The sequence below is a fragment of the Leptolyngbya sp. Heron Island J genome (genome assembly GCF_000482245.1).
Classification (GTDB): domain Bacteria; phylum Cyanobacteriota; class Cyanobacteriia; order Phormidesmidales; family Phormidesmidaceae; genus Leptothoe.
Genome location: NZ_AWNH01000038.1, coordinates 102,474 through 123,116 on the forward strand (window position 1 = coordinate 102,474; position 20,643 = coordinate 123,116).

16 protein-coding genes are annotated in these 20,643 nt (G+C 49.0%); 11 read left to right on the plus strand and 5 right to left on the minus strand.

What is annotated here, in order from left to right; genetic code table 11:
* Nucleotides 1–57 precede the first annotated feature (57 nt).
* Complete coding sequence (locus N836_RS50745; protein WP_023072470.1) at nucleotides 58–846, plus strand: carbon dioxide-concentrating mechanism protein CcmK; 789 nt, start codon at nucleotides 58–60, stop codon at nucleotides 844–846.
* A 98-nt stretch (nucleotides 847–944) separates the two neighbouring features.
* Here N836_RS50745 and N836_RS50750 read toward each other — a convergent pair whose 3' ends face one another.
* Nucleotides 945–1,409, minus strand: coding sequence for a DM13 domain-containing protein (locus N836_RS50750; protein WP_023072471.1), 465 nt, complete (start codon nucleotides 1,407–1,409; stop codon nucleotides 945–947).
* A gap of 323 nt (nucleotides 1,410–1,732) precedes the next feature.
* On the opposite strand from N836_RS50750, the gene N836_RS50755 reads away from it, so the two are divergent.
* The 7 genes from N836_RS50755 (at nucleotide 1,733) to N836_RS50785 (ending at nucleotide 12,071) form a co-directional block, all read left to right on the plus strand.
* On the plus strand, nucleotides 1,733–2,494 hold the full coding sequence (locus tag N836_RS50755) for a PspA/IM30 family protein (RefSeq protein ID WP_023072472.1): 762 nt from the start codon (nucleotides 1,733–1,735) through the stop codon (nucleotides 2,492–2,494).
* Nucleotides 2,495–2,623: 129 nt separating this feature from the next.
* Entirely contained in the window at nucleotides 2,624–4,165 is a 1,542-nt protein-coding gene (locus N836_RS50760; protein WP_031292607.1) for an OmpA family protein, read from the plus strand.
* Nucleotides 4,166–4,222: 57 nt separating this feature from the next.
* A complete protein-coding gene (locus N836_RS50765) occupies nucleotides 4,223–6,034 on the plus strand; it encodes a hypothetical protein (protein WP_023072474.1) in 1,812 nt (603 codons plus the stop codon).
* Nucleotides 6,024–6,731, plus strand: coding sequence for a TIGR02466 family protein (locus tag N836_RS50770; RefSeq protein WP_023072475.1), 708 nt, complete (start codon nucleotides 6,024–6,026; stop codon nucleotides 6,729–6,731). Before N836_RS50765 ends, N836_RS50770 begins: the two co-directional genes overlap by 11 nt.
* 87 nt (nucleotides 6,732–6,818) lie before the next feature.
* Nucleotides 6,819–8,024, plus strand: coding sequence for an HhoA/HhoB/HtrA family serine endopeptidase (locus N836_RS50775; protein ID WP_036053058.1), 1,206 nt, complete (start codon nucleotides 6,819–6,821; stop codon nucleotides 8,022–8,024).
* 636 nt (nucleotides 8,025–8,660) lie between these two features.
* Entirely contained in the window at nucleotides 8,661–9,311 is a 651-nt protein-coding gene (locus N836_RS50780) for a hypothetical protein (protein WP_023072477.1), read from the plus strand.
* A 192-nt stretch (nucleotides 9,312–9,503) separates the two neighbouring features.
* Nucleotides 9,504–12,071 (plus strand): glycogen/starch/alpha-glucan phosphorylase, encoded by a 2,568-nt coding sequence (locus N836_RS50785; protein ID WP_023072478.1) that lies wholly within the window; start codon nucleotides 9,504–9,506, stop codon nucleotides 12,069–12,071.
* An 83-nt stretch (nucleotides 12,072–12,154) separates the two neighbouring features.
* Here the strand turns inward: N836_RS50785 and pdxH are convergent, their stop codons facing one another.
* Both pdxH and N836_RS73230 read right to left on the minus strand, forming a co-directional pair.
* Nucleotides 12,155–12,796, minus strand: a complete 642-nt coding sequence (pdxH, locus tag N836_RS50790) for a pyridoxamine 5'-phosphate oxidase (protein ID WP_023072479.1) — start codon at nucleotides 12,794–12,796, stop codon at nucleotides 12,155–12,157.
* A gap of 219 nt (nucleotides 12,797–13,015) precedes the next feature.
* Nucleotides 13,016–13,783 (minus strand): class I SAM-dependent methyltransferase, encoded by a 768-nt coding sequence (locus tag N836_RS73230; protein ID WP_023072480.1) that lies wholly within the window; start codon nucleotides 13,781–13,783, stop codon nucleotides 13,016–13,018.
* Nucleotides 13,784–14,454: 671 nt separating this feature from the next.
* On the opposite strand from N836_RS73230, the gene N836_RS50800 reads away from it, so the two are divergent.
* Both N836_RS50800 and N836_RS50805 read left to right on the plus strand, forming a co-directional pair.
* The gene (locus tag N836_RS50800) at nucleotides 14,455–15,738 is read left to right on the plus strand and encodes an efflux RND transporter periplasmic adaptor subunit (protein ID WP_023072481.1); all 1,284 of its coding nucleotides are present in this window, start codon (nucleotides 14,455–14,457) and stop codon (nucleotides 15,736–15,738) included.
* A gap of 2 nt (nucleotides 15,739–15,740) precedes the next feature.
* Nucleotides 15,741–18,899, plus strand: coding sequence for an efflux RND transporter permease subunit (locus N836_RS50805; RefSeq protein ID WP_023072482.1), 3,159 nt, complete (start codon nucleotides 15,741–15,743; stop codon nucleotides 18,897–18,899).
* Nucleotides 18,900–19,041: 142 nt separating this feature from the next.
* Here N836_RS50805 and N836_RS75285 read toward each other — a convergent pair whose 3' ends face one another.
* Nucleotides 19,042–19,299 carry a hypothetical protein gene (locus N836_RS75285; RefSeq protein WP_081716847.1) on the minus strand — a complete coding sequence of 86 codons (258 nt, stop codon included), beginning with the start codon at nucleotides 19,297–19,299 and terminating at the stop codon, nucleotides 19,042–19,044.
* A 486-nt stretch (nucleotides 19,300–19,785) separates the two neighbouring features.
* Between N836_RS75285 and N836_RS77020 the strand changes: the two genes are divergently transcribed.
* Nucleotides 19,786–20,091 carry a leucine-rich repeat domain-containing protein gene (locus N836_RS77020; protein ID WP_023072484.1) on the plus strand — a complete coding sequence of 102 codons (306 nt, stop codon included), beginning with the start codon at nucleotides 19,786–19,788 and terminating at the stop codon, nucleotides 20,089–20,091.
* A gap of 12 nt (nucleotides 20,092–20,103) precedes the next feature.
* On the opposite strand, the gene N836_RS50815 is transcribed toward N836_RS77020, so the two are convergent.
* Nucleotides 20,104–20,643 (minus strand): ISAzo13 family transposase (locus tag N836_RS50815; protein WP_023072485.1); only part of this gene is annotated, 540 nt, incomplete at its 5' end.

The window sequence follows — 20,643 nt, forward strand, 5'->3', positions numbered from 1 at the left end:
TAGACCTTAAACAACCATACGCACCCAAGGGCTCCCTAACGCTACTTGAGACGCACAATGCCAGTAAACTCTTCCGCTTTAGCTAGTTCAACCGATCAGGCCCGGTCATTACTAAGACAGGTCAAAGATTCAGCCCTGGGTGTGGTATCGACAACAAGTTTTCCGGCCATTATTGGCGTTGCTGACGCCATGATTAAGTCGTCTAACGTGTATTTAGTCGGCTATGAAAAGACGGGCGGCGGGCAGTGCAGCGCCATTGTTCGAGGCGGTGTAGCCGATGTTCGCATGGCGGTGCATGCGGGAGTGGAAACCGCTAAGCAGTTTGGCCAGTTGGTATCATCATCGCTGATTCCAAGACCCATGGCCGACATGGAAAAGGTGTTGCCCATTCTGCCCCGCCTCAGTGAACTAGACGGGATTGGGGAAACCCAGATGAGTAGCGGTGCTATTGGCTTATTAGAGACTCGTGGTTTTCCAGCCATGGTGGGAGCCGCAGACGCCATGACTAAAGCGGCTGAAGTGGAACTAATTTCCCACGAAACCATTGGTGAAGGACTGTGTACGATTTTGATTCGAGGTTCCCTATCGAATGTAGCCATTGCCGTCGAAGCAGGCATGCATGAAGCTGAACGCATCGGTGAACTCAGTGCTGTTATGGTCATTCCTCGACCGCTGAATGATTTGGAACGTAGCCTACCGAAGGTGAAGCAAGCGAAGACGCAGAAACCACAGAAAGTCGAGCTGCCGCTGAAACTAGAAGAGCGTCAGAAGGAATTGATGCCAGCCCAGGCCCCCACCATAGAAGTACAAAAGCAAAAGCAGCTAGACTTACCCGAGTTTGAGTAGGCAATACTTGGGAAATCGGCATATTCTTCCAGACCTCATCTTGGCAACAGGAGAGACCTGGAAGAATCCAGTTAATAGCAACTACTCATAGGAATTCGTTAGATATCCGCATAGCCAAAGGTAACGTTGAACTCTGCACACCAGATAGCAACGGAGCCGTAGTCTTCAAGGTTAATGTCAGCGGGTAAAACGTACCCCTGAGAGCCTTCAAAACTCTTTAAGTCAGCGACATAGACATAATCATCCTCGGCCAAACTAGCAGGTACAGAATCTCCCTTGTAGAGTACAACCTGAACATCTGGACCACGGGCAGTGTCAAAAGCACCATCAAATTCGAGGATACGCTGACCGTCTTTTTCAACAATGCGCGCTGTACCGGTCGTAGCATGGCTTTGGTCAACGGTGACAAACTGTCCAGAGGTTAATAAGGTTTTAGCCGCGACCGTTTGGGTAATGCTAGGTTGAGCCGCCAGGGCATCGTTAAGGCGGATAGTCTCGATAGCAGGGACGATGGCAACAGTCAGCATTAAAGCAGATAGACCAGTGGATAGTAGATTCTTCATGGTTTAGTTTTTCCTTGTAGTCTCCTAGTGAATGGAAGCGCGGTGTGCGGCTTCGATTACTACTATCCGAGTCATGCCTGAGTCTAGGTTGATGGGTTTCTAAGGTTTGGGTAAGGGTTATCTGAACAAAACTGAGCTAACTCTGTGATCAAGATCGCCGTGAAATATGAGGAATTATGTGTGATTTGTCTGAAGTAATGACTGTAGTGTTGATCCCATTGATTAGGATAGGAATACTGGCCCATTAGCGCCGGTTCCGATGGGATGGCTAAGTGCCTGAATAAGCAATTGCTATATCTATACTGTTTCCACTGTAACGACACATGAAAAAGGCCGTTTATTGGTTGATGGGGGAGCGTGGAGGTAAGGTAACCCTGGCTGTATGGAACTGGCTGTGGGGAATTTCTGAAGAGGGTCCAGGGCCTGAATCAGATGCGGATTTGGATGATGATGCGATCGCAACCGCCGAAGCCGCTATCCAAAAAATGCAAGCATCCGTCCGGCAGCTAGCTGAAGCCACCAACCAACAATACGCCACCTTTCAACGGGAAAAAGGCGTCTATCTAAAAAAAGTAGCCGCCCTCAAACGGGCCGAACAATCAGCCCTCAACGCTGAAAAAGAAGGACGGCATGATGACGCCGAAGCCGCCATTAGCTCCGCTATTCACCTGGAGCAGCTTTTACCAAAAATCGAAGCCCAGGTCGAACAAGCCGAAGCCCTCGTCAATGCTTCCCTAGCAAAATTACGTCAGGAGCGAGCCCGTCTAGAAAGCTATAAAAGTGATCTGCAGGCCCTCAAAAATTTAACCGAGGTGAATGAAGCTCTGGCCGCCATTGCCGAAACCCACAATGAGCAGGATATCGAATCTGCCCGTGCTCAATTTGAAGCCGCTAAAAACTCCGTGCATACCCGCTATTTAGAGAAACGAGCATTTGTAGAGCTATCGGTTAATCCGGCAGAACAAGCGGTGTCAGCCATTGATCCCATGGCTCAGCAACAAGAAATTGCTCGCCGCCTACAGCAGCTTAAACAACGCCAGCAAACACTCACCCAAAACCCTCAGTTTCCTGGCCAAAAATCATAACCAGAGTTATGACCAACCTAACCTTGGGGTTTACTAACATAAGGACCATACAGGAATCTACGTACTATTCTGACCCGCTGGTATAGAGGCTGTAGGTAGCTTTATGGGAAATTACTGGAGGTAGTGTTAGTGTCAAAACGTACAGGCGGCCCCCCACCAATTGTCTATATTTTGGGTGTTGTTGCGGTCTCTTTAGGGTTTTGGAACTTCAAGGACACATTATTCTCGTGGTCACAACAACCGCTAGCCGTTATCAGTGGTGACACGAATGATCTGGTCATTCTGGGAGACACGTTTAGCGGCTACAGCATATTTCGTTCTTCGGATTTTAATGAAGAGTTAGAACAATCGGGCTTATCGTTACGATTCGAAAATGAATTTGACCAGGCTGAACGAGCGGCACGGCTGGAAAAAGGCAATGCCGACCTGATTGTTACCACCTTGGATCAGTATCTGAAACATCAACCAGACGGCCAGATTGTGGGCCTCATTGATCGGACGGTGGGGGCGGATGCGGTGGTGCTCAATACCCCTCAGTATTCAACCTTAACCTCCCTCAACGATCTCAGTCAGCTGGTGGCCCAGGGACAGCCTCTGAGCTTAGCCTATGCCGCCGATACCCCCAGTGAGTTTTTAGCTCAGGTGCTGGATATTCGCTTTGATGGTTTTAATCTAGCTGACTTTAACCAGCTCAAAGTAGCAGAGGCCTCAGAAGCCTGGGAAACGTTACAAGACCCCAGCCAAAATATTGCGGTCGCCGTCCTCTGGGAGCCGTTTGTCAGTCAGGCCCGCGACCAAGGTCATACGGTCGTCCTCTCTAGCCAGGATGCGCCCAATGCCATTTTGGATGTCATCGTAGCCTCAGATGATGTGATCCAAGACGATCCTGAAAAGCTGACAGACTTACTATCAACCTACTATCGACGGATGGATCAAGCGGCCCGCGATAATAGCCAATTAAAAGCGTTGATTCAGACCGATGGAGGTCTATCCCCCACCCAGGCGGATTTAGTGATTGATGGCATTGATTTTTTCACGTCGGTAGAAGCTGGACGCTGGATGGACGATGGCACCCTGGAAAAACGGATTGCTGCAACTGCTGCCATTCTGGTGCTATCGGGTCAACTACCTGAGGTGCCCCTGGCAAACGAACTCTATAGCGATCGCTTTATTGCTGATGCCGTTGCCAATACTCAGTCGCTGATTCAGCTAGTACAGGCGGATGACCCTGAGTTGGCTAAATTTCTCACTGGAGAAGCAGACGCAGCGCCGCCGCAAGCTCAGCTCACAGCTGAAGCAATTCAAAGTTCTCAGCCAATCGGTGACCTGGAAGTTAGGGGTAAAGTAACGTTTGGGACAGGATCAGCAGCGATCGCAGCGGAAGGACAGCAAACCCTCACACAGCTAGCCACCGAGATTAACGAATTTAATACCGAAACCGTGGCCATCCGCGTCATTGGTCACACCTCCAAAACCGGCACTGCCACCCTCAACCAGCGCCTCAGTCAGCAGCGGGCTGAAGCGGTAGTGCAGTACTTAAAAAGCCAGGCCGTGAATCATAACATTTTGGCTGAAGGCAAAGGCTTTAACGAGCCCCTATCAGGCATAGCTGCCAATGATCCACGCAATCAGCGCACAGAGATTCGCTTAGTCCGGATCAATCAAGAATAATTTTGATTCCTTAAAATAAGGAGTAGGGGGCAGCACTACTCCACAGATAAATTTGTTATGCACTCTAAACCACTGGTCGAAACCCATCAGGAATTATTAACAGAAGCATTGGATATTGCTCGCTGTTTACGGAAACGTGGAGATTCTGCCAAGGATGCCTTTTACCACCGACGACAACAGCGGCTCAAAACACTGCATGACGAATTAGGTAGTCTGCGGCGACATCCCATTAGACAGCAAGTACAACTCCCTGAGAGTATCCCCACGGCGGTGCGCAGGGCCTTTGTCAGGGCAGCCCTATTAACCAAGCGCTATTACCAACTGGCTGGGCACCAGTGGCAGGGAACAATATCCTCCCCCACACTCAGCAAACAAATACCGGATAAAATCCCCCTTGCTCTGGAATCAGACACAGCTATTGTTAGCCTATGCCAACACTTTCAATTATCAAACCAGGATCAGCGTCAGCTGACCGACACATTACAACAAATTGAGCAGCGCATTGCAGAACAAGCCACCACCATTCAAGCCGTTCTGCGTAGCGTAGGGCTAACTACCATTCAAGACGAAACAGCCACTCAACTGAGCCGCATCCAGGCAGCTGTTTTATTCAAACATTTATTTGGCATCACGCTCCCCGCTCATCTAGTCGACATTGTCTACACACCGCTCCAAATTTATTTTTGTCTAACCACCGACCAATCTGAAGCCTTTGCCGAGATTTCTGCCACCGATCAGCAGCGGCTTACCCAGCTGCTAGAGTCGATGCAAACCTTTAGCTTTGATCAGTTTCGCCGATTTCCTACCTTTGGTCCCTGTCAGCCTCAAAACATTGACATCACCTGGGCAACTCTCATTGCGCAACAGTTAGACAAATCTGTTGACCATGTGATTGAGGCACTCTCTAGCTCGGTTAGTATTTTACCTACCCACAAAGCAGAAGCATTTCTGATCCACGACATTTGGGGACATTATTGGCAGCTAATGATGACCCAGTTTGAAGCCGACTATGCAGTTTTGGCCCACTGCGATGAACCGTTACGTGTAGGAGAAACGGCTTATACAGAAAATGGTCCTGTTACTTGCCGAGAGTTGTTCTCTCCAACTGATGATGAAGTTGCTCTCAATGAAGAGAAAGCCCAGGTCTTTTTCCATGGTGAAGTGCAACAGCGATTAGGGCTTGTCTTCACCCATCTAATTGGCGAAATGATGGCCGATGTAGCCGAATTTAAGTATGTTTGGTGTAATCCAGAATTCACGGATGAACTCCCGAGCTCATCAGTATTTAAGACGACACCTGTCAAACTGGATCTCAGCTTGATCGATCTCGACTTTCTATTTATTAGGGTGATCAATCCACTACTAAAAATAAACATTTCTGCCTTAGAGACCTCCCCTTTGGAACAAGGCATTCTCTCTAATTGGAAAGACCGGGGTATCAAGTCTCCTTCCCTAGAATTACAAGCTCATCTAAAACAAAAATTAAGCCGCCTTCATGAGATTTTTTTAGAGAACTATCGTCAGCATTATTTATCCTCCCTCAAATCGAGTCAGGGAATTTTTTGTCAGGCTGCCACCAATCTGGTCTATTTACAAAACACAATCAATCATTTGTGTGTTGATGTTTGCCAGGAGGTGATTACGGGTGTGGCCAACGGCCCGGCTGAGCCACCGCCGTACCACGATCTGTTGATGATTTTTATTGGTTGCTACTGTTCCGGTGACAGCTATAGTAATTTCTGGCAGATGGATGCGGTCTTAGCGGATCATTTTCTGCCCTGTTGGCACCTGCTATATGACTGGATTCAACAGACAGACGTAACGCCTGACACGATGCTCTCCGATCGCAAAAATCCCCATGCCCGTTGACACCTGGTTTCCCCTCGCTGTTTATTACGAAGATCTAGCCGATGCTAACAACCACAAAAAGCAGCTGATCGATGCGTCCCTACAGCTAGAAAAGGAGGGGTATGAACGTCGTGCTTTTCCAGAAATGGCCTGGACTGGTGATCTCCATGGAGCCGAACAAATCCATATAGACCCTCGGTTTAGCTGGATTGTCGGTCAGGTAGAAGTTCACGTGCAGCAGTATCTGCAAACATTGGGATTAGACCTCAATCAGATAGATCTCTATATCCAGCGAGCATGGCCAGTCATCTCGCGTCACCAGCAAGAAGTCGGGTCCCATAGCCATAATACGGCTCACATTAGTGCTGTTTATTATGTTTCAGTGCCCAACTCCGGCAGTGATGAAGCCGGTAGTTTAGTCTTTTTTGACGATGTGCGCCCCAATGAAGTCAGCCCAGGTCTGGGCAGCGAAAACACGAATATTATTGCGAGCTGGAACTATCTCAACCAGGACCAGGCCATGTATCTTCCTACGGAAGGCCGATTAATTTTGTTTCCGGCTAAACAGCGTCATGGCGTTACTATGAACCATACCGAGGGTTTGAGAATTTCTCTCTCGTTTGATGTTGTCTTAACCGCAAAGCCTGGCAGTGCTGCAGGCTCCTATGAGTTTCTGCCACCCCCTCCCCAGCAGTGGCAAAAGTTTGGGGGCATTTAGCGATCGCAAAACCGACAACGTGATGTCACAGGAATGTCACATCAACTATTTAAGCTATGGACAACTGCATCAAAAGTGTCCCAAATCATGTCTAATTCAAGTCATCATCCATCCACTCGTCCCTGGCATATCTCGGTCCTCAGCAGCCTGGTCCTGGGAGCTGGGTTAGCTACAGCCGGTAGCTTTTTAGCCTGGTCACCCGCATCACCACTGCGGCAGAACAATCAAGTAGCTGTAGCCCAGACTTCACCACCGACTGCGCCCGCTATTGCTCCCACCGCAAACCCCAACTTTATTACCGATGTGGTCAATGAGGTGGGTCCAGCCGTTGTCCGGATTGATGCATCCCGTACCGTGAGCCGACAAATTCCTGACGTATTCAAGGCCCCCACATTTCGACAGTTCTTTGGTAATCGTATCCCCCAGGGTAGCCAAGAACGCACCGAGCGAGGTTTAGGGTCAGGCTTCATCATCAGCAATGACGGCAAAATTATTACCAATGCCCATGTCGTTGATGGCGCTGATACCGTTACCGTCACCCTCAAAGATGGGCGCATTTTAGATGGCCAGGTGCTGGGTAGTGATCCCGTCACCGACATTGCTGTCATCAAAGTTGATGAGCAGAATCTACCGACAGTAGAGCTAGGCAACTCTGAGCAACTACAGCCAGGAGAATGGTCCATCGCCATTGGTAACCCCCTGGGTCTCGATAATACCGTCACCGTGGGGATTATCAGCGCCGTAGGGCGTTCTAGCAATCAGGTCGGCGTCCCCGATAAGCGGGTGGAGTTTATCCAAACCGATACAGCCATCAACCCCGGCAATTCCGGTGGTCCTTTACTCAACCAGCAGGGTGAAGTGATCGGCGTGAATACCGCCATTATCAATGGCGCACAGGGTCTGGGGTTTGCCATCCCCATCAACATGGTGGAAAGAATTGCCACTGAACTAGCCGAAACCGGTCAGGTGCAGCATCCGTTTTTAGGCATTCAAATGGTTACCCTGAGTCCAGACGTGAAGGCGGATATTAACACCAACCCCAATAGCGGCTTGACCGTTGATGAAGATAAGGGAATTCTCATTGCTCGGGTAATCTCTGATTCACCGGCAGCCAGGGGTGGCCTGAGGGCCGGAGATGTGATTACCGCCATTGACGGCACAGCTGTTACCGAGTCTACCGAAGTTCAGCGAATTGTCAGCAATGGCAAAGTTGGCCAGCCGCTTACCGTCGAAGTACAACGTGATGGCACCGCACAGTCAATTGAGGTGAGCCCCGAAAGCTTATCTCAGTAATCAAGGCTCTTATAGAGGCATCCCCATGGGGATGCCTCTAGCACTCTAAGTTCAACAATATTCAAGATTTCACATCAAGAGTTTATATAAATACAGTCAAATTTTTCAATATATGCAAATGGGGTCTACACTTCAACAGACATCATGCCCCATGAGACTTTAAATTATTATAGACACTATTCTTAGAAATCAGCTATTGCCCTGGGTTTAACTACTTTTCTAGGGAACAAGATGCGGGCAACGATAGCCTGATTTTTAGGTGATCGCTATTCCCTAAAAATCTATCCTCTACCTGACAAAGGATAATTATTTTACAGTCTTGACACCTAACAATGTCAGGAGATCAGCACACCCTACTAAAGTTTTTGCATCTGTAACTTGCAATACGTTTTAACACGTTGTACAACTTTAGGTACTAAGTAGAAACGTATCAATCAATACCTACTTTCTCTTATTTGCCAACTAAGGTTTAAACCCAATAAATTTTAGCCTTAGCAGATAAGTTCCATTTTTTTAACTCCTGAATCTATCGTTTCCATTGAAATAAAAAATTGCAATTTGCAGTCTGATATTTGAGAGAGGCTTTGCCTCAGTCTGCCAACCCACATCCTAGCCTACAGCTAGCAGGTTTTTGCTATGTCTACTCTGTTTGACACTCGCTTAGTCGCACTGAACAGTCAACACTGTCTCCAAAGTCAAGATATGTTGAAAATCTGTGATTTAGCCAGCGCTGAGGGGATGGCTGAGGATATCGAAAATTATAGCTTTGACAATTTTCTGGGAATGGTAGTCCATATGTTGATCACCACCCAATCGCAACATACTCGTGAACAACTTGCCCTGCAGCTAACTAAGTTTGGCAGTGCTGCTGTCTCACCTCTAGTCAAGCTTCTATGCCGCTTACAGACGCAGTCCAACATTCACTCTCTAGCTCAAGAAAGCTTGAACAAGATAGAACTTAATCCACTGATCATTGGATTAAGTCAATTATTAGATGATGAGATTGACAATACCTTGCGCAGTATGGCTATTCAGCAATTAATCAGATTGATTGAAGAACGTGATCAATCTGTTCTGTTGGTACTCCCTAAATTGGTGTCGCAGAAAACCTGGCAGATCCTCAAACTGCAGCTATTGGCTCAAATACCCTATCCCAGTTTTAACACAGGGTATTGCGATCGCAACTTGTCTCCTCAACCAGACAACATTCTGCATCAAGAACCACAACCACATGATTCAGAGACTCACAACCAAGAAAGTCTTAATGATTTATGCAGAACACAATAGTAGAGTTTTGTTGCACACCGGTTGGAACCAAGAGTTAGTTAGACTAATCTGTTCTAGATGTTGCTGATCAGGCAGAAAGCTTAAAACATAATAAAACTGTGTCTCAAGCGACAGAAGTCCCACACTCTTTTTGAGCTTTATCAATCCAACAGTCCATTTAGAAGCTTTCTTGCTGAAAGTTTTGAACTTCCTATGAGCGATTCTCTCCAAGCCAACTATGCCCCGATTCCCTCAGTACTTTCAGAAAATCGTACAGGCATTACCATTGGAGCACTGAAGCAAGCATTTTTAGACAGTCTCTTTTTTGTTCAGGGCAAACCCGTTGCCTTGGCAACTCAGCATGACTATTACATGGCCCTGGCCCATCTCGTACGCGATCGCATGCTGTATCGCTGGAATAGTACAGCAGAAAGCTACACCCAGGATCGATCGCGTACAGTGTGCTATTTCTCAGCTGAGTTTTTGATGGGGCCGCATCTGGGCAATAACCTGATCAATATGGGTATTTATGATCAGGTTAAACAAGCCATAGAGGAGCTCGGTCTAGACTTTGATGCGCTATTGGCCCAGGAAGAAGAACCCGGCTTAGGAAACGGTGGTCTGGGGCGACTAGCCGCTTGTTACCTGGATTCGCTAGCATCGTTACAAGTTCCTTCCCTAGGGTATGGGATTCGCTATGAGTTTGGAATTTTCCACCAAGAGATTCGTAATGGTTGGCAAGTAGAGCGTACTGATAAGTGGTTACGCTATGGGAACCCTTGGGAAGTTGCCCGACCAGAATGGGCAATGGAAGTTAAATTTGGGGGACAGACTGAAGCCCATGTCAACGATCAGGGACAGTATCGGGTTCACTGGATACCGGAGCGAGAAGTATTAGGCATCCCCTACGATACCCCTATTCTTGGATACAAGGTCAATACGGCCAATACCTTACGTTTGTGGAAAGCAGAGGCCATTGAGTCTTTTGACTTTGCCATTTTTAATCAGGGTAATTATTACGGCGCTGTTGAAGAAAAAGTTTCCTCTGAAAACTTGACCAAAGTTCTCTATCCTAATGATGAGACATTAGCCGGTAAACAGCTACGCCTAGAACAACAATATTTCTTTGTCTCCTGTTCGCTACAGGATATGTTCCGCATTTTGAAGGGGCAAAATATTCCCATTGAGAAGTTTCCTGAAAAATTTGCAATTCAGCTCAATGATACGCATCCTGCGATCGCATCCGCAGAACTGATGCGTCTACTGGTAGATGAGTATCACCTCGACTGGAACCTGGCCTGGGAAACCACCCAAAAGACCCTAGCCTACACCAACCACACCCTCATGCCCGAGGCCCTGGAAAAGTGGCCAGTCAGCCTGTTTGGCAAACTGCTACCGCGTCATCTAGAAATCATCTATGAAATCAACTCTAGATTTTTAGATCTCGTCCGCATGCGGTTTCCCAAAGACACCAAGCGGCTTGCCCGCATGTCTCTGATTGACGAAAGTGGCGAGCGTTATATCCGCATGGCCAATCTAGCCTGCGTCAGCAGCCATACCATCAATGGTGTGGCAGAGCTGCACAGTGAGTTGTTAAAACAAACGGTGCTCAAAGACTTTTACGAACTCTTCCCAGAAAAGTTTTGCAATATGACTAATGGGGTCACCCCCCGTCGTTGGATTGCCCTGAGTAATACCCGATTAACTCAGATGATCAACCAACACATTGGCGACAGCTGGCTGAAGAATCTAGGTGAGCTACAGCAGCTAGAATCCTTAGCCCATGACCCTGGATTCCAAGAAGAATGGCGACAGATTAAACAAGCCACTAAGCGAGACTTATCCAGCCGTATTCATAACCAATTTGGTATTCTCGTAGACCCCGCCTCCTTATTTGACGTCCAGGTTAAACGCATTCATGAATATAAGCGTCAACATTTGAATGCATTGCACATTATCACCCTGTACAGTCAGCTCAAACAAAACCCCAATCTAGAGGTGACCCCACGCACCTTTATCTTTGGTGGTAAAGCGGCTCCAGGGTATCACATGGCCAAATTGATCATTAAACTGATTAACTCAGTCGGCAGCATGATCAACAAGGATCCTGACCTCCATAATCAGCTGCGGGTTATCTTCTTACCCAACTACAACGTCACCAACAGTCAGAGAATTTATCCAGCTTCCGACCTATCAGAACAAATTTCGACCGCTGGCTTTGAAGCATCAGGCACTGGCAACATGAAGTTTGCCATGAACGGTGCCCTCACTATCGGCACATTGGACGGCGCTAACGTTGAAATTCGCCAGGCCGTCGGTGCCGACAATTTCTTTCTATTTGGTTTGACAGCTGAGCAAGTCACTCAACTCAAAGCTGAAGGCTATAAGCCTCGGGACTATTATGAGAGTAACCCGTACTTAAAAGACGCCATTGACCTGATTGCCTCCGGACATTTTTCCCAGGGTGATACTGACCTGTTCAAACCAATTTTAGACAAACTGCTCAATGTCGATCCCTTTATGCTGATGGCCGACTATCAGTCATACATCGATTGTCAACAAGTCGTCGGTGACGCCTATCGTGAGACAGGGCACTGGACCTACATGTCCATCCTTAACTCTATCCGTATGGGGAATTTCTCATCGGATCGCTCCATCCAAGAATATTGCCAAAACATCTGGAAAGTTTCTCCATCGCCTATTGTTCTAGACAACTCTGCTAAGTCAGAGCAAATGATCGGCGGTGAACTCGCTTGTAAGTTGCGGGGGTATCAAGAGTAAGTAACCAATTGACATAAACCTACAACAGGCCCTGAGATTTTACAGACTGAAAAAATCTCAGGGCTTATGCTTGGGTATTTCCCTCAAGGGGCTAAGCGTTGAATCGTCCAATTAGATTGCTCATTGGCTAAAGAGTATAAAAAGCGGTCATGCAGCCGGTTAGGTCTACCCTGCCAAAATTCAAACTGATTGGGGACTACACGATATCCCCCCCATGCCGAGGGAAGCGGCACCTCCTGATTCTGGAACTTACGCTTCATTTCATCTAGCTTTAACTCCAGCACTTGACGCGATGAGATGACAGTGCTTTGTTGTGAACACCAGGCTCCAATTTGGCTGCCCCGTGGACGAGTCGTAAAATACTTAAACGATTCACCAGTGGATATTTTAGTCGCCTGCCCTGATATTCGGACCTGACGCTCCAGGGCAATCCAGAAAAATAAGAGAGAGACCTGGGAATTTGCATCGATCTGTTGAGCTTTTTGGCTTTCATAATTGGTAAAAAACACAAATCCCTGGCGATCAAAATATTTCAAAAGCACCATTCGCTGTGAAGGTTTACCATCAGCTGACACAGTCGCCAGACTCATGGCATTGGGTTCTGGCACATCACTCTCACAGGCTTGCTGAAACCATTTCTCAAACTGACTAAAGGGATCGGGTTCCAGGTATTCCCGTCTGAGACCTTCGCGAATATATTCTTGTCTTAATTCACTAATATCCATGATGATCTACGGTATGTACACAAGTGACTTTAAATAGCGTTGAGATGACACTACCCCCTCTAACTCCCCCTTGGTAAGGGGAGAACTAGAGTTTCCCAGCTTACCTTAGGCTTTAGTGAATGCCCCAGGACTTTAGGGGAGATTAAGAGGGTTAATGCAGAATTTTGAATATTCGTCCGAGATACGTTCGAGATATTTATACGCGGTAGCCATAATGCTCTAGAGCTTTTTCCCAAGTATCCAAATCATAAAAGGGCTTGTCATGGATTGAAAGTCTCCGTAGGAATAATCCCCATAGAATGCCAGTATGTTAAATCCAGTATCGTTGAGCATACTCTCAAACGTCTCTTTTTCCAGCACACTAAACTGAATCTCTATAAATCTTTTAGACTGAAGAATACCACGCTGATCGTAGGTCTCAATAAACTGAAGACCATGGACAACTTTATCCTCGGGATCATAGGTCTCCATTGTCCAAAGCATCAGCGAGCCTGACCCATTTGGCATCGGTGGACGAGCTTTTAATTTCAATCTGCCATCAACTGTCTTTAATCTGATTTTCGGGTTATGCAGTGAGCAAATAAACTGCCCATGTGGCGATAGATGCTGATGAATACAAGCCAGTGCATGCTGCTGCCTAACTGACGAGATGATCTCTGAAAACGATTGAAATGGCAACAAAATGCGATCAAACTGTTGACCCAGATCGAGATCACAAATATCGTCAGTATGCAGCGTTGCTGACAAACCACGTTGCCCTAGCTTTTGCTCTAAAATAGCCAACATTTCAGGAGACTTATCAACACAAGTTAGCGCTGCGCCTGCTTCAATGAGTGGCAAAGAAATTCGGCCTGTGCCACACATCAGGTCCAGAACACTGGATGAGCCCTCTTTAACTTGGTCGAGCAAGAATGGAATATCCAGTGTAGTTTGAACGTAGCTATCGTAGATATCCGCAACGTTGGCATACTTGATAGGTTGAGTCATAGCTCCAGTAACCCGTTTGAACTCAGGAACGATTGTTAAGCCATCATAGTTTGCGTCTGCTGACGATAGTTGGCCACTCAATAAATCTGTACTCTTCTCCCTCCTCTGTATGCCCGCTTCTGCCGCTCAATTGTCTCACGGGCAATATCATAAGCCGTTATTCAAAAAGAGAGGAAGAGAGTACCCAACGGGTAAGTTTCTGTTCGTTATACTCGCTGACATATTAGTCGCCACCCCATGGATATGGACAAAGGGATACAAAGTCAAGGGTTAGCACAAGCAGACTGTCTACCTTTTTCGGTTAGTAAGTGAATGGACAAAACTATCCATCAATCCGGGTATCTCCGTGGGAGACGCTTCGCGAACGACTCCGCGGTTCGGCTGAGCGGTTCGGCTGAGCTCACCGTCGAAGCCTCACCGTCGAAGCCTCAGCCCTCATTTCCCTAAGTTAGCTGGTTGAGCAGAGTCGAAACCAGCGGTGTCAGGGACGTTTACTTTCGGCTATCTACCTTAAATTGTCCTGGCAATTCCTGCCCCTGTTTTTATTAACAAAAGTTAAAATATCGATGTATCCTAACAAGGCAAATCCGATGTGTCGGTTTGCATTTTGGGATACGCAGTACCGATGCAAATCTGCCTCACATCCGATTTGGGAAACCAAGGAATAGTCCATGACCATTTGGCATAACAGACTTCAGCACAGTGTTAGATTGATTGCCGGATTGGGGTTAGCCTTACTGCTCCCTGGCTGCGGTTTCTTTGCCCCCAGTGAAGCCCAAGTAGGTCGTCCAGGCAGACCTAGCGATGCGGAGGACAGACCTGTAGCCGTAGAAACCGCTCGTGCCCAAAGCAGCTCCCTAGCCGAAGCCCTGGAATATACTGGCACGACTCAACCACAGCAGCAGGTAGCTCTACGGGCACAAACGGCGGGTGAGGTAGTCTCACTTTATGTGGATGTGGGTGATCTAGTGCAACCCGAGACACTATTGGCCAAAATCGACAGTGGCTTACTCAAGGCGCGGGTGAATGAAGCCCAGGCGGAACTTTCGGTCAGACAGTCAGAAATTGCGGAGAGTCAGGTTTCTATCGTTGATGCTCAAGCAGCTGTTGCCCAGGCTCAAGCCACCAGAGACCAGGCCAAAGTTGATGCCGAGCGGTTAAGGCAGCTGGCCAATCAGGGGGCAATTTCTCAACAGGCGGCTGAGGCGGCTGAACTCGCTTTGGTCAATGCCGAGCAGGCCGTTAAGTCAGCCAAAGCTCAGGTGCAAGCTCGACAGAATGCGATCGCAGCCTCTGCCGGTCGAGTCAATGCCCAACAAGCCGTCGTTGCCGAAGCCAGGGAACAGCTACGCTGGGTAGAATTAACCGCCCAAAGCCCTGCCACTGTCCTCACCCGACTGGTGGACCCCGGTGACTACGTCCAACCCGGATCTACCCTCCTAGAACTCGGTGACCTCAGCACCTTAAAAGTAGCCGTCCAAGTCTCTGAGCTAGACCTGGGGCAACTCACCATTGGCCAACCGGCCCAGATTCGTCTCGACGCCTTTCCAGACCTGGACAATATTACCGGCCGCATTTCCCGCATTTCCCCCGTCGCCGACCCCACCTCCCGCTTAGTAACGGTAGAAGTAACAATGCCGAACCCCGATAGCCGCATCGGCAGCGGCCTCTTAGCTCGGGTGCAATTCACACCACCGGGCAGTGAACGAATAGTTGTCCCCACCAGTGCCTTAGAAACCGGAACAGCAGAAAATACTATCTTTGCCATCGAACAGCAAGATGAACAAGCTACGGTGATAGCTCGAACGGTGGAGGTCGGCCAAACCCAGCAAGGGCGAGTCGAAATTCTCTCAGGATTGACCGCCAATGAACCTTTTGTCGTCAAAAGCGATCAGCCTCTAGAAACCGGGCAGGCAGTGCGATTAAGTATTTTGTCTGAAGGCATGGGAGAGTAACTATGAGCCTCAGCAAACTTGCCATTCGTCGCCACATCGCCACGCTGACGCTCACCGTAGCCACGATCATTCTCGGTCTGTTCTTCACAGCGCAGCTGCCAGTAGACCTGTTACCCTCCATCACCTATCCACGGATTGGGGTGCGGGCCGATTCCCCAGGCATATCCCCCGAAGTCGCCGTCGATGAAATCACCCGACCTCTAGAGCAGGCCCTAGCAGCCACAGAAGGGGTTGTGCAAATAGTCTCTAAGACCCGTGAGGGTCGGGTCAGCGTAGACCTATATTTTGAACCAGGGGGCGACATTGACCAGGCCCTCAACGACGCCACAGCCACCCTAAATCGGGCTCGCGACCGTCTGCCAAACAATATTGAACAGCCACGATTGTTTAAGTTTGACCCATCTCAGCTACCAGTCTATGAGATGGCCCTGACATCAGAAACACTGCAGGGCAGAAATCTACGCATCTTTGCCGACCAGGAACTCGCACGGGAGCTATCTACCGTCCCCGGAGTGGCCAGCGTCGATGTCTCCGGTGGTGTCCAAGAAGAAGTTCAAGTCAACCTTGACCCATCTCGAATGCAACCCAAGGGCATCGGCATTACCAATGTCCTAGATGCCCTATCAGAACGCAATCAAGACACCTCCGGAGGCCGGATTCAAGGCCCCACTAGCGAACCCCTGACACGGGTTACCGGCCAATTTCAGAATGCAGATGAGATTCAGAACTTACTGTTTGAGATCGGCGATCAGCAAGTCTATCTACGAGACTTTGCCGAGGTCAATGATGGCACCAAAGAACAGCGACTGTTTGTCAATCTGAATGGTCAGCCCGCCGTCAAGGTCAGTGTTCAGAAACAGCCAACAGCCAATACCATTGCTGTCGTTGAGGGCATTAAGCAAAAATTAGACCAGATCAAAGCATCAGGGGCAGTCCCCGATGATCTGATTATCAACGTCACCCTGGATGAATCCATCTTTATCCAAAACTCAATTCAGAATGTTGCCACAGCCGGTCTCACCGGGACAGCTTTAGCCGCCATCGCTGTCTTCATGTTTTTAGGCTCTCTGCGACAGACATTTATTATTGTATTGGCCATTCCGCTGGCTACCTTGGTTACACTGTTGCTGTCAGGGCTATTTGGCTTATCCCTCAATGTCTTTAGCCTGGGTGGACTTGCCCTTGGCGTTGGTATTGTCGTCGACAACGCCATTGTCATGCTAGAAAACATTGCTAATGGCGTCGCCCGCAGCCCCCGCCCTGTCATCCGTCAGGCAGAAACCAGCAGTCAAGAATTAGAATCCGCCCTGGTCGCTTCAACCACAACAAATCTGGTAGCAGTGCTGCCATTTTTACTAATGGGTGGGTTTATCTCCCTCCTGTTTAGTGAATTAGTTGTGACCATTAGTCTGGCCGTCGCGGCATCTTTATTAGTCGCGTTAACAGTGGTTCCAGCTCTAGCTGCGCGGTTACTCACAATCAACACATCTAGCAAGATAGACAATTTCTGGCCGATACGCTGGTTTGGTCAACGGCTCCAGAGATTGACCTTGAGCTATACCAACACCCTGGCTTGGGTATTACGTCAGAGAATCGCTGTGATCGCCTCAGCTATTCTGCTGTTCGGCGGCGGCAGCTGGATGATGGCGCAACAGATTCCTCAAGAGATTTTACCCAGCATTAGTAATGGTCAGGCTAGGGTATGGGTGCAGCTGCCACCTGGTACGACTTTAGAAGAAAACCGCAAAGTCATGGCAGCACTGGACGACATCCTAATAGCACAACCAGAGACTGACTATGTATTTAGTACTGCCGGTGGTTTTCTCTTTGGTAGCACCAGCATCGACAATGCGCTGCGCGGGTCTAGTACGCTTACCCTAAAACCTGGCACCGATGTAGAAGCCTTTACGGGTCGGATGAACCAGGAACTCAGTCAGTTAAACCTGGTCAAAACCCGTTTGCGAGTCTCACCAGGGTCTGTGCGCGGCCTCATCTTAAGCAATTCTCCGGTACGCAGCGATGTAGATATTATCCTGCAAAGCAGCGATACAGCACTTTTACAGCAAGCCGGACAGCAGGTGCTGGATGCCCTGGGGGAACAAGCTACCCTGGCCAGCTATCTACCTGATGCCGATCCTCCACAGCCCGAAATCCAGATTCAACCCGACTGGGAGCGAGCAGCAGATGTGGGACTTTCAGCCGAGGAGATTGGCCGCACAGTGGAGACAATTCTCTCAGGTGTGGTGCCAACTCAGCTACAGCGAGGGGACCGGCTCATCGATGTGCGGGTCCAGACACCGGATAGTCTGGTCCAAAATCCAGCACAGCTCAGCCAGCTACCCTTATTAAGTAGCAATCAACAGGTGCGTCTCAGCGATGTCGCAACGATTGCAAAGGGGCAGTCACCGGGTGAAATCCAGCGGATTAATCAGCGTCAGGTGTTTATCATCGAAGGCCGACTGGCAGAGGGCGCTAGTCTGGGGGAGGCGTTAGATGAGGTAGACCAGGTCATGGCAACGGTGACGCTGCCGCCAGAGGTCACGCGGTTGCCCAGCTTTAGTGCCCAGAGTAATGAGGCAATTCAGCAGGGCCTGGGGCTGTTAGGTGGACTGGCCATTTTCTTGGTATTTACAGTGATGGCGGTGCAATATAACTCACTAATTGATCCGTTGGTGATTATGTTGACAGTGCCGCTGGCTCTGGCTGGGGGGATTTTGGGACTGTATGTTACAGAAACAGCAATTGGCGCGACAGTTGTTGTAGGGGCAGTACTGTTGGTAGGCATTGTGGTCAACAATGCAATTATTTTAGTGGAGCTGGCGAATCAGATTTATGTAACGGAGGAGTGCAGTCGCATAGTGGCGATGCTAAAGGCGGCTCCCCAGCGGTTACGGCCAATTTTGATGACGACGGTGACAACAGTGTTAGGCATGTTGCCATTGGCGTTAGGGCTAGGTGAGGGATCGGAGTTTTTGCAGCCGTTGGGAGTGGTGATTTTTTGGGGATTGTCGTTGGCGACGGTGCTGACGTTATTTGTGATTCCTTGCTTTTATACGTTGTTGCATGGGTTCGGCTCCGCTCACCCAGCCCAACCTAGTGCTCAGCCCCAACCTAGTGCCCAGCCTCTGGCTGAGCACAACCAGCCCAGGCTCCGCCTGTAGTATCCGACCCCCGAGGGCTGAGCGAAGTCGAAACCCGGTGTCTCCAACCTACAACCTAGTGCCCAGCCTCTGGCTGAGCACAGCCAACCCAGGCTCCGCCTGCGATAGGGGATAGCACGAGGGCACCACCCCTACCAAATCTCTACAATCGTCGGACGAGCATGGTGATGACGTCATCGGGTTCTGGTCTTAAAATCAGCCGATGGTCAGGGACTTCGATCAGGGGACTCCAGTGGCTGGTTTCGACATAGCGAAGGTTATGGAGCAGGTGGATGGTTTGGCGGATATTGCTGGGATGACCGAGCAGGATATGGCGGATGGTGCTGCCGGGACCTGGCAGGGTGGAAAAGTCGGCAGGTAAACTGGGCAACACCTGAGGTGTCTGGTCTTGGAAGGTCATAGGGGCGTTTTCCTTGGCGGGGTTAAACGCGAAACGACAGGAGGAAAGCGCCCAAAAAAGTTAGCCACCCTGCAACTAAACTCAGGGTGGCTGTAAAATGCTCACAGCTCACCGACTGGGCTGATCAGTCGAGGGGTTAGCGGGGTGGTTGTGTTGGTAGCACTTCCATCTCGCGCAGCTAATTTTTTTGGGTGCGAAAAGCAACTGGGGTCAGTCGCTTATTGTGTAGGCTATCAGGCCCAGATCGATGAGTCAAGCAGACGTTTGAGGGGTTGTTATGTGGTGGTTGGCCTCGACTCCGCTCAGCCAACTTTCACCTCGCTCAGCCAACTTTCTACCTCGCTCAGCCAACTTTCACCACCAGCATCCGCTGAGCGAAGTCGAAGGGAACACTAGCACTGTCTGAACTTCTGATTTTATTAAGCTGCCGATAGAGCCAAAATCGAACAATTTTTGCCAATATGGAGTTCGAGGTGGGGTTAGGCGATGGCGATGACTAAGGATGAGCTACTGGCTTTGCTTGAGCAGGCGGCAGCAGAAGGATGGACGGAGTTGGATCTGTCGGGGCAGGGGCTGACGGAGTTACCGGAGGAAATTGGTAAGCTGACTCAGCTGGAGAGGCTGATGTTGGGCAAGGGGAAAAAGGATGAGTATGGGAATCAGGCATGGGACAATACTGCCGTCAATGGTAAATGGAAGTGGGGGCCGCTAACTATTGGTAATAAGCTAACAGAGTTACCCGACTGGTTGACCAACCTGAGCAATCTGCGTCACTTAGGAATAAGGATTTAATAACTTCCAATTTTATATGTGTTGTGGTTGAGCGACATAATTCCATTGAGGTAAATGGTCATCAAAGCGAAGGGGCATGTGAGCCTTAAACTCATCGGCAGCTTTACGTCCGGTCTCATAGACCGCATCGATAATCGTGGTCACAACGGATAATCCAGTCTTGGTAGAGGTTTGAGCTATCAAGTTGCTGAGTGCTTCAAGCGATTCAAAAATGGCCCCTTGGCAGGTGCGTGAAATCTGAGCAAATAATCGATGTTCAATAGGATTGTATTTGGAGGTATAGGGTGGGTAATGGGCAACGCGAATCTCAATTCCCAAGTCATTGGCTAAAGTTTGGAGGTCTTCCTTGAAGATATAGTGACGCGCATTGTTGCTCCCTCCGGCATCACACAATAGGAGAATCGATGAGGCCGTGGGATAGTCATTGCTCCCATGGTGAGTCCACCAATGATAGATGGAGTCACAGGCAAATTCTGAGGTATCTCGACTCGTCCCAATTTGGACGTACCCTTTGTTTTGCTGAAGGTCATAGAGACCGTGGGGAATGGCCAC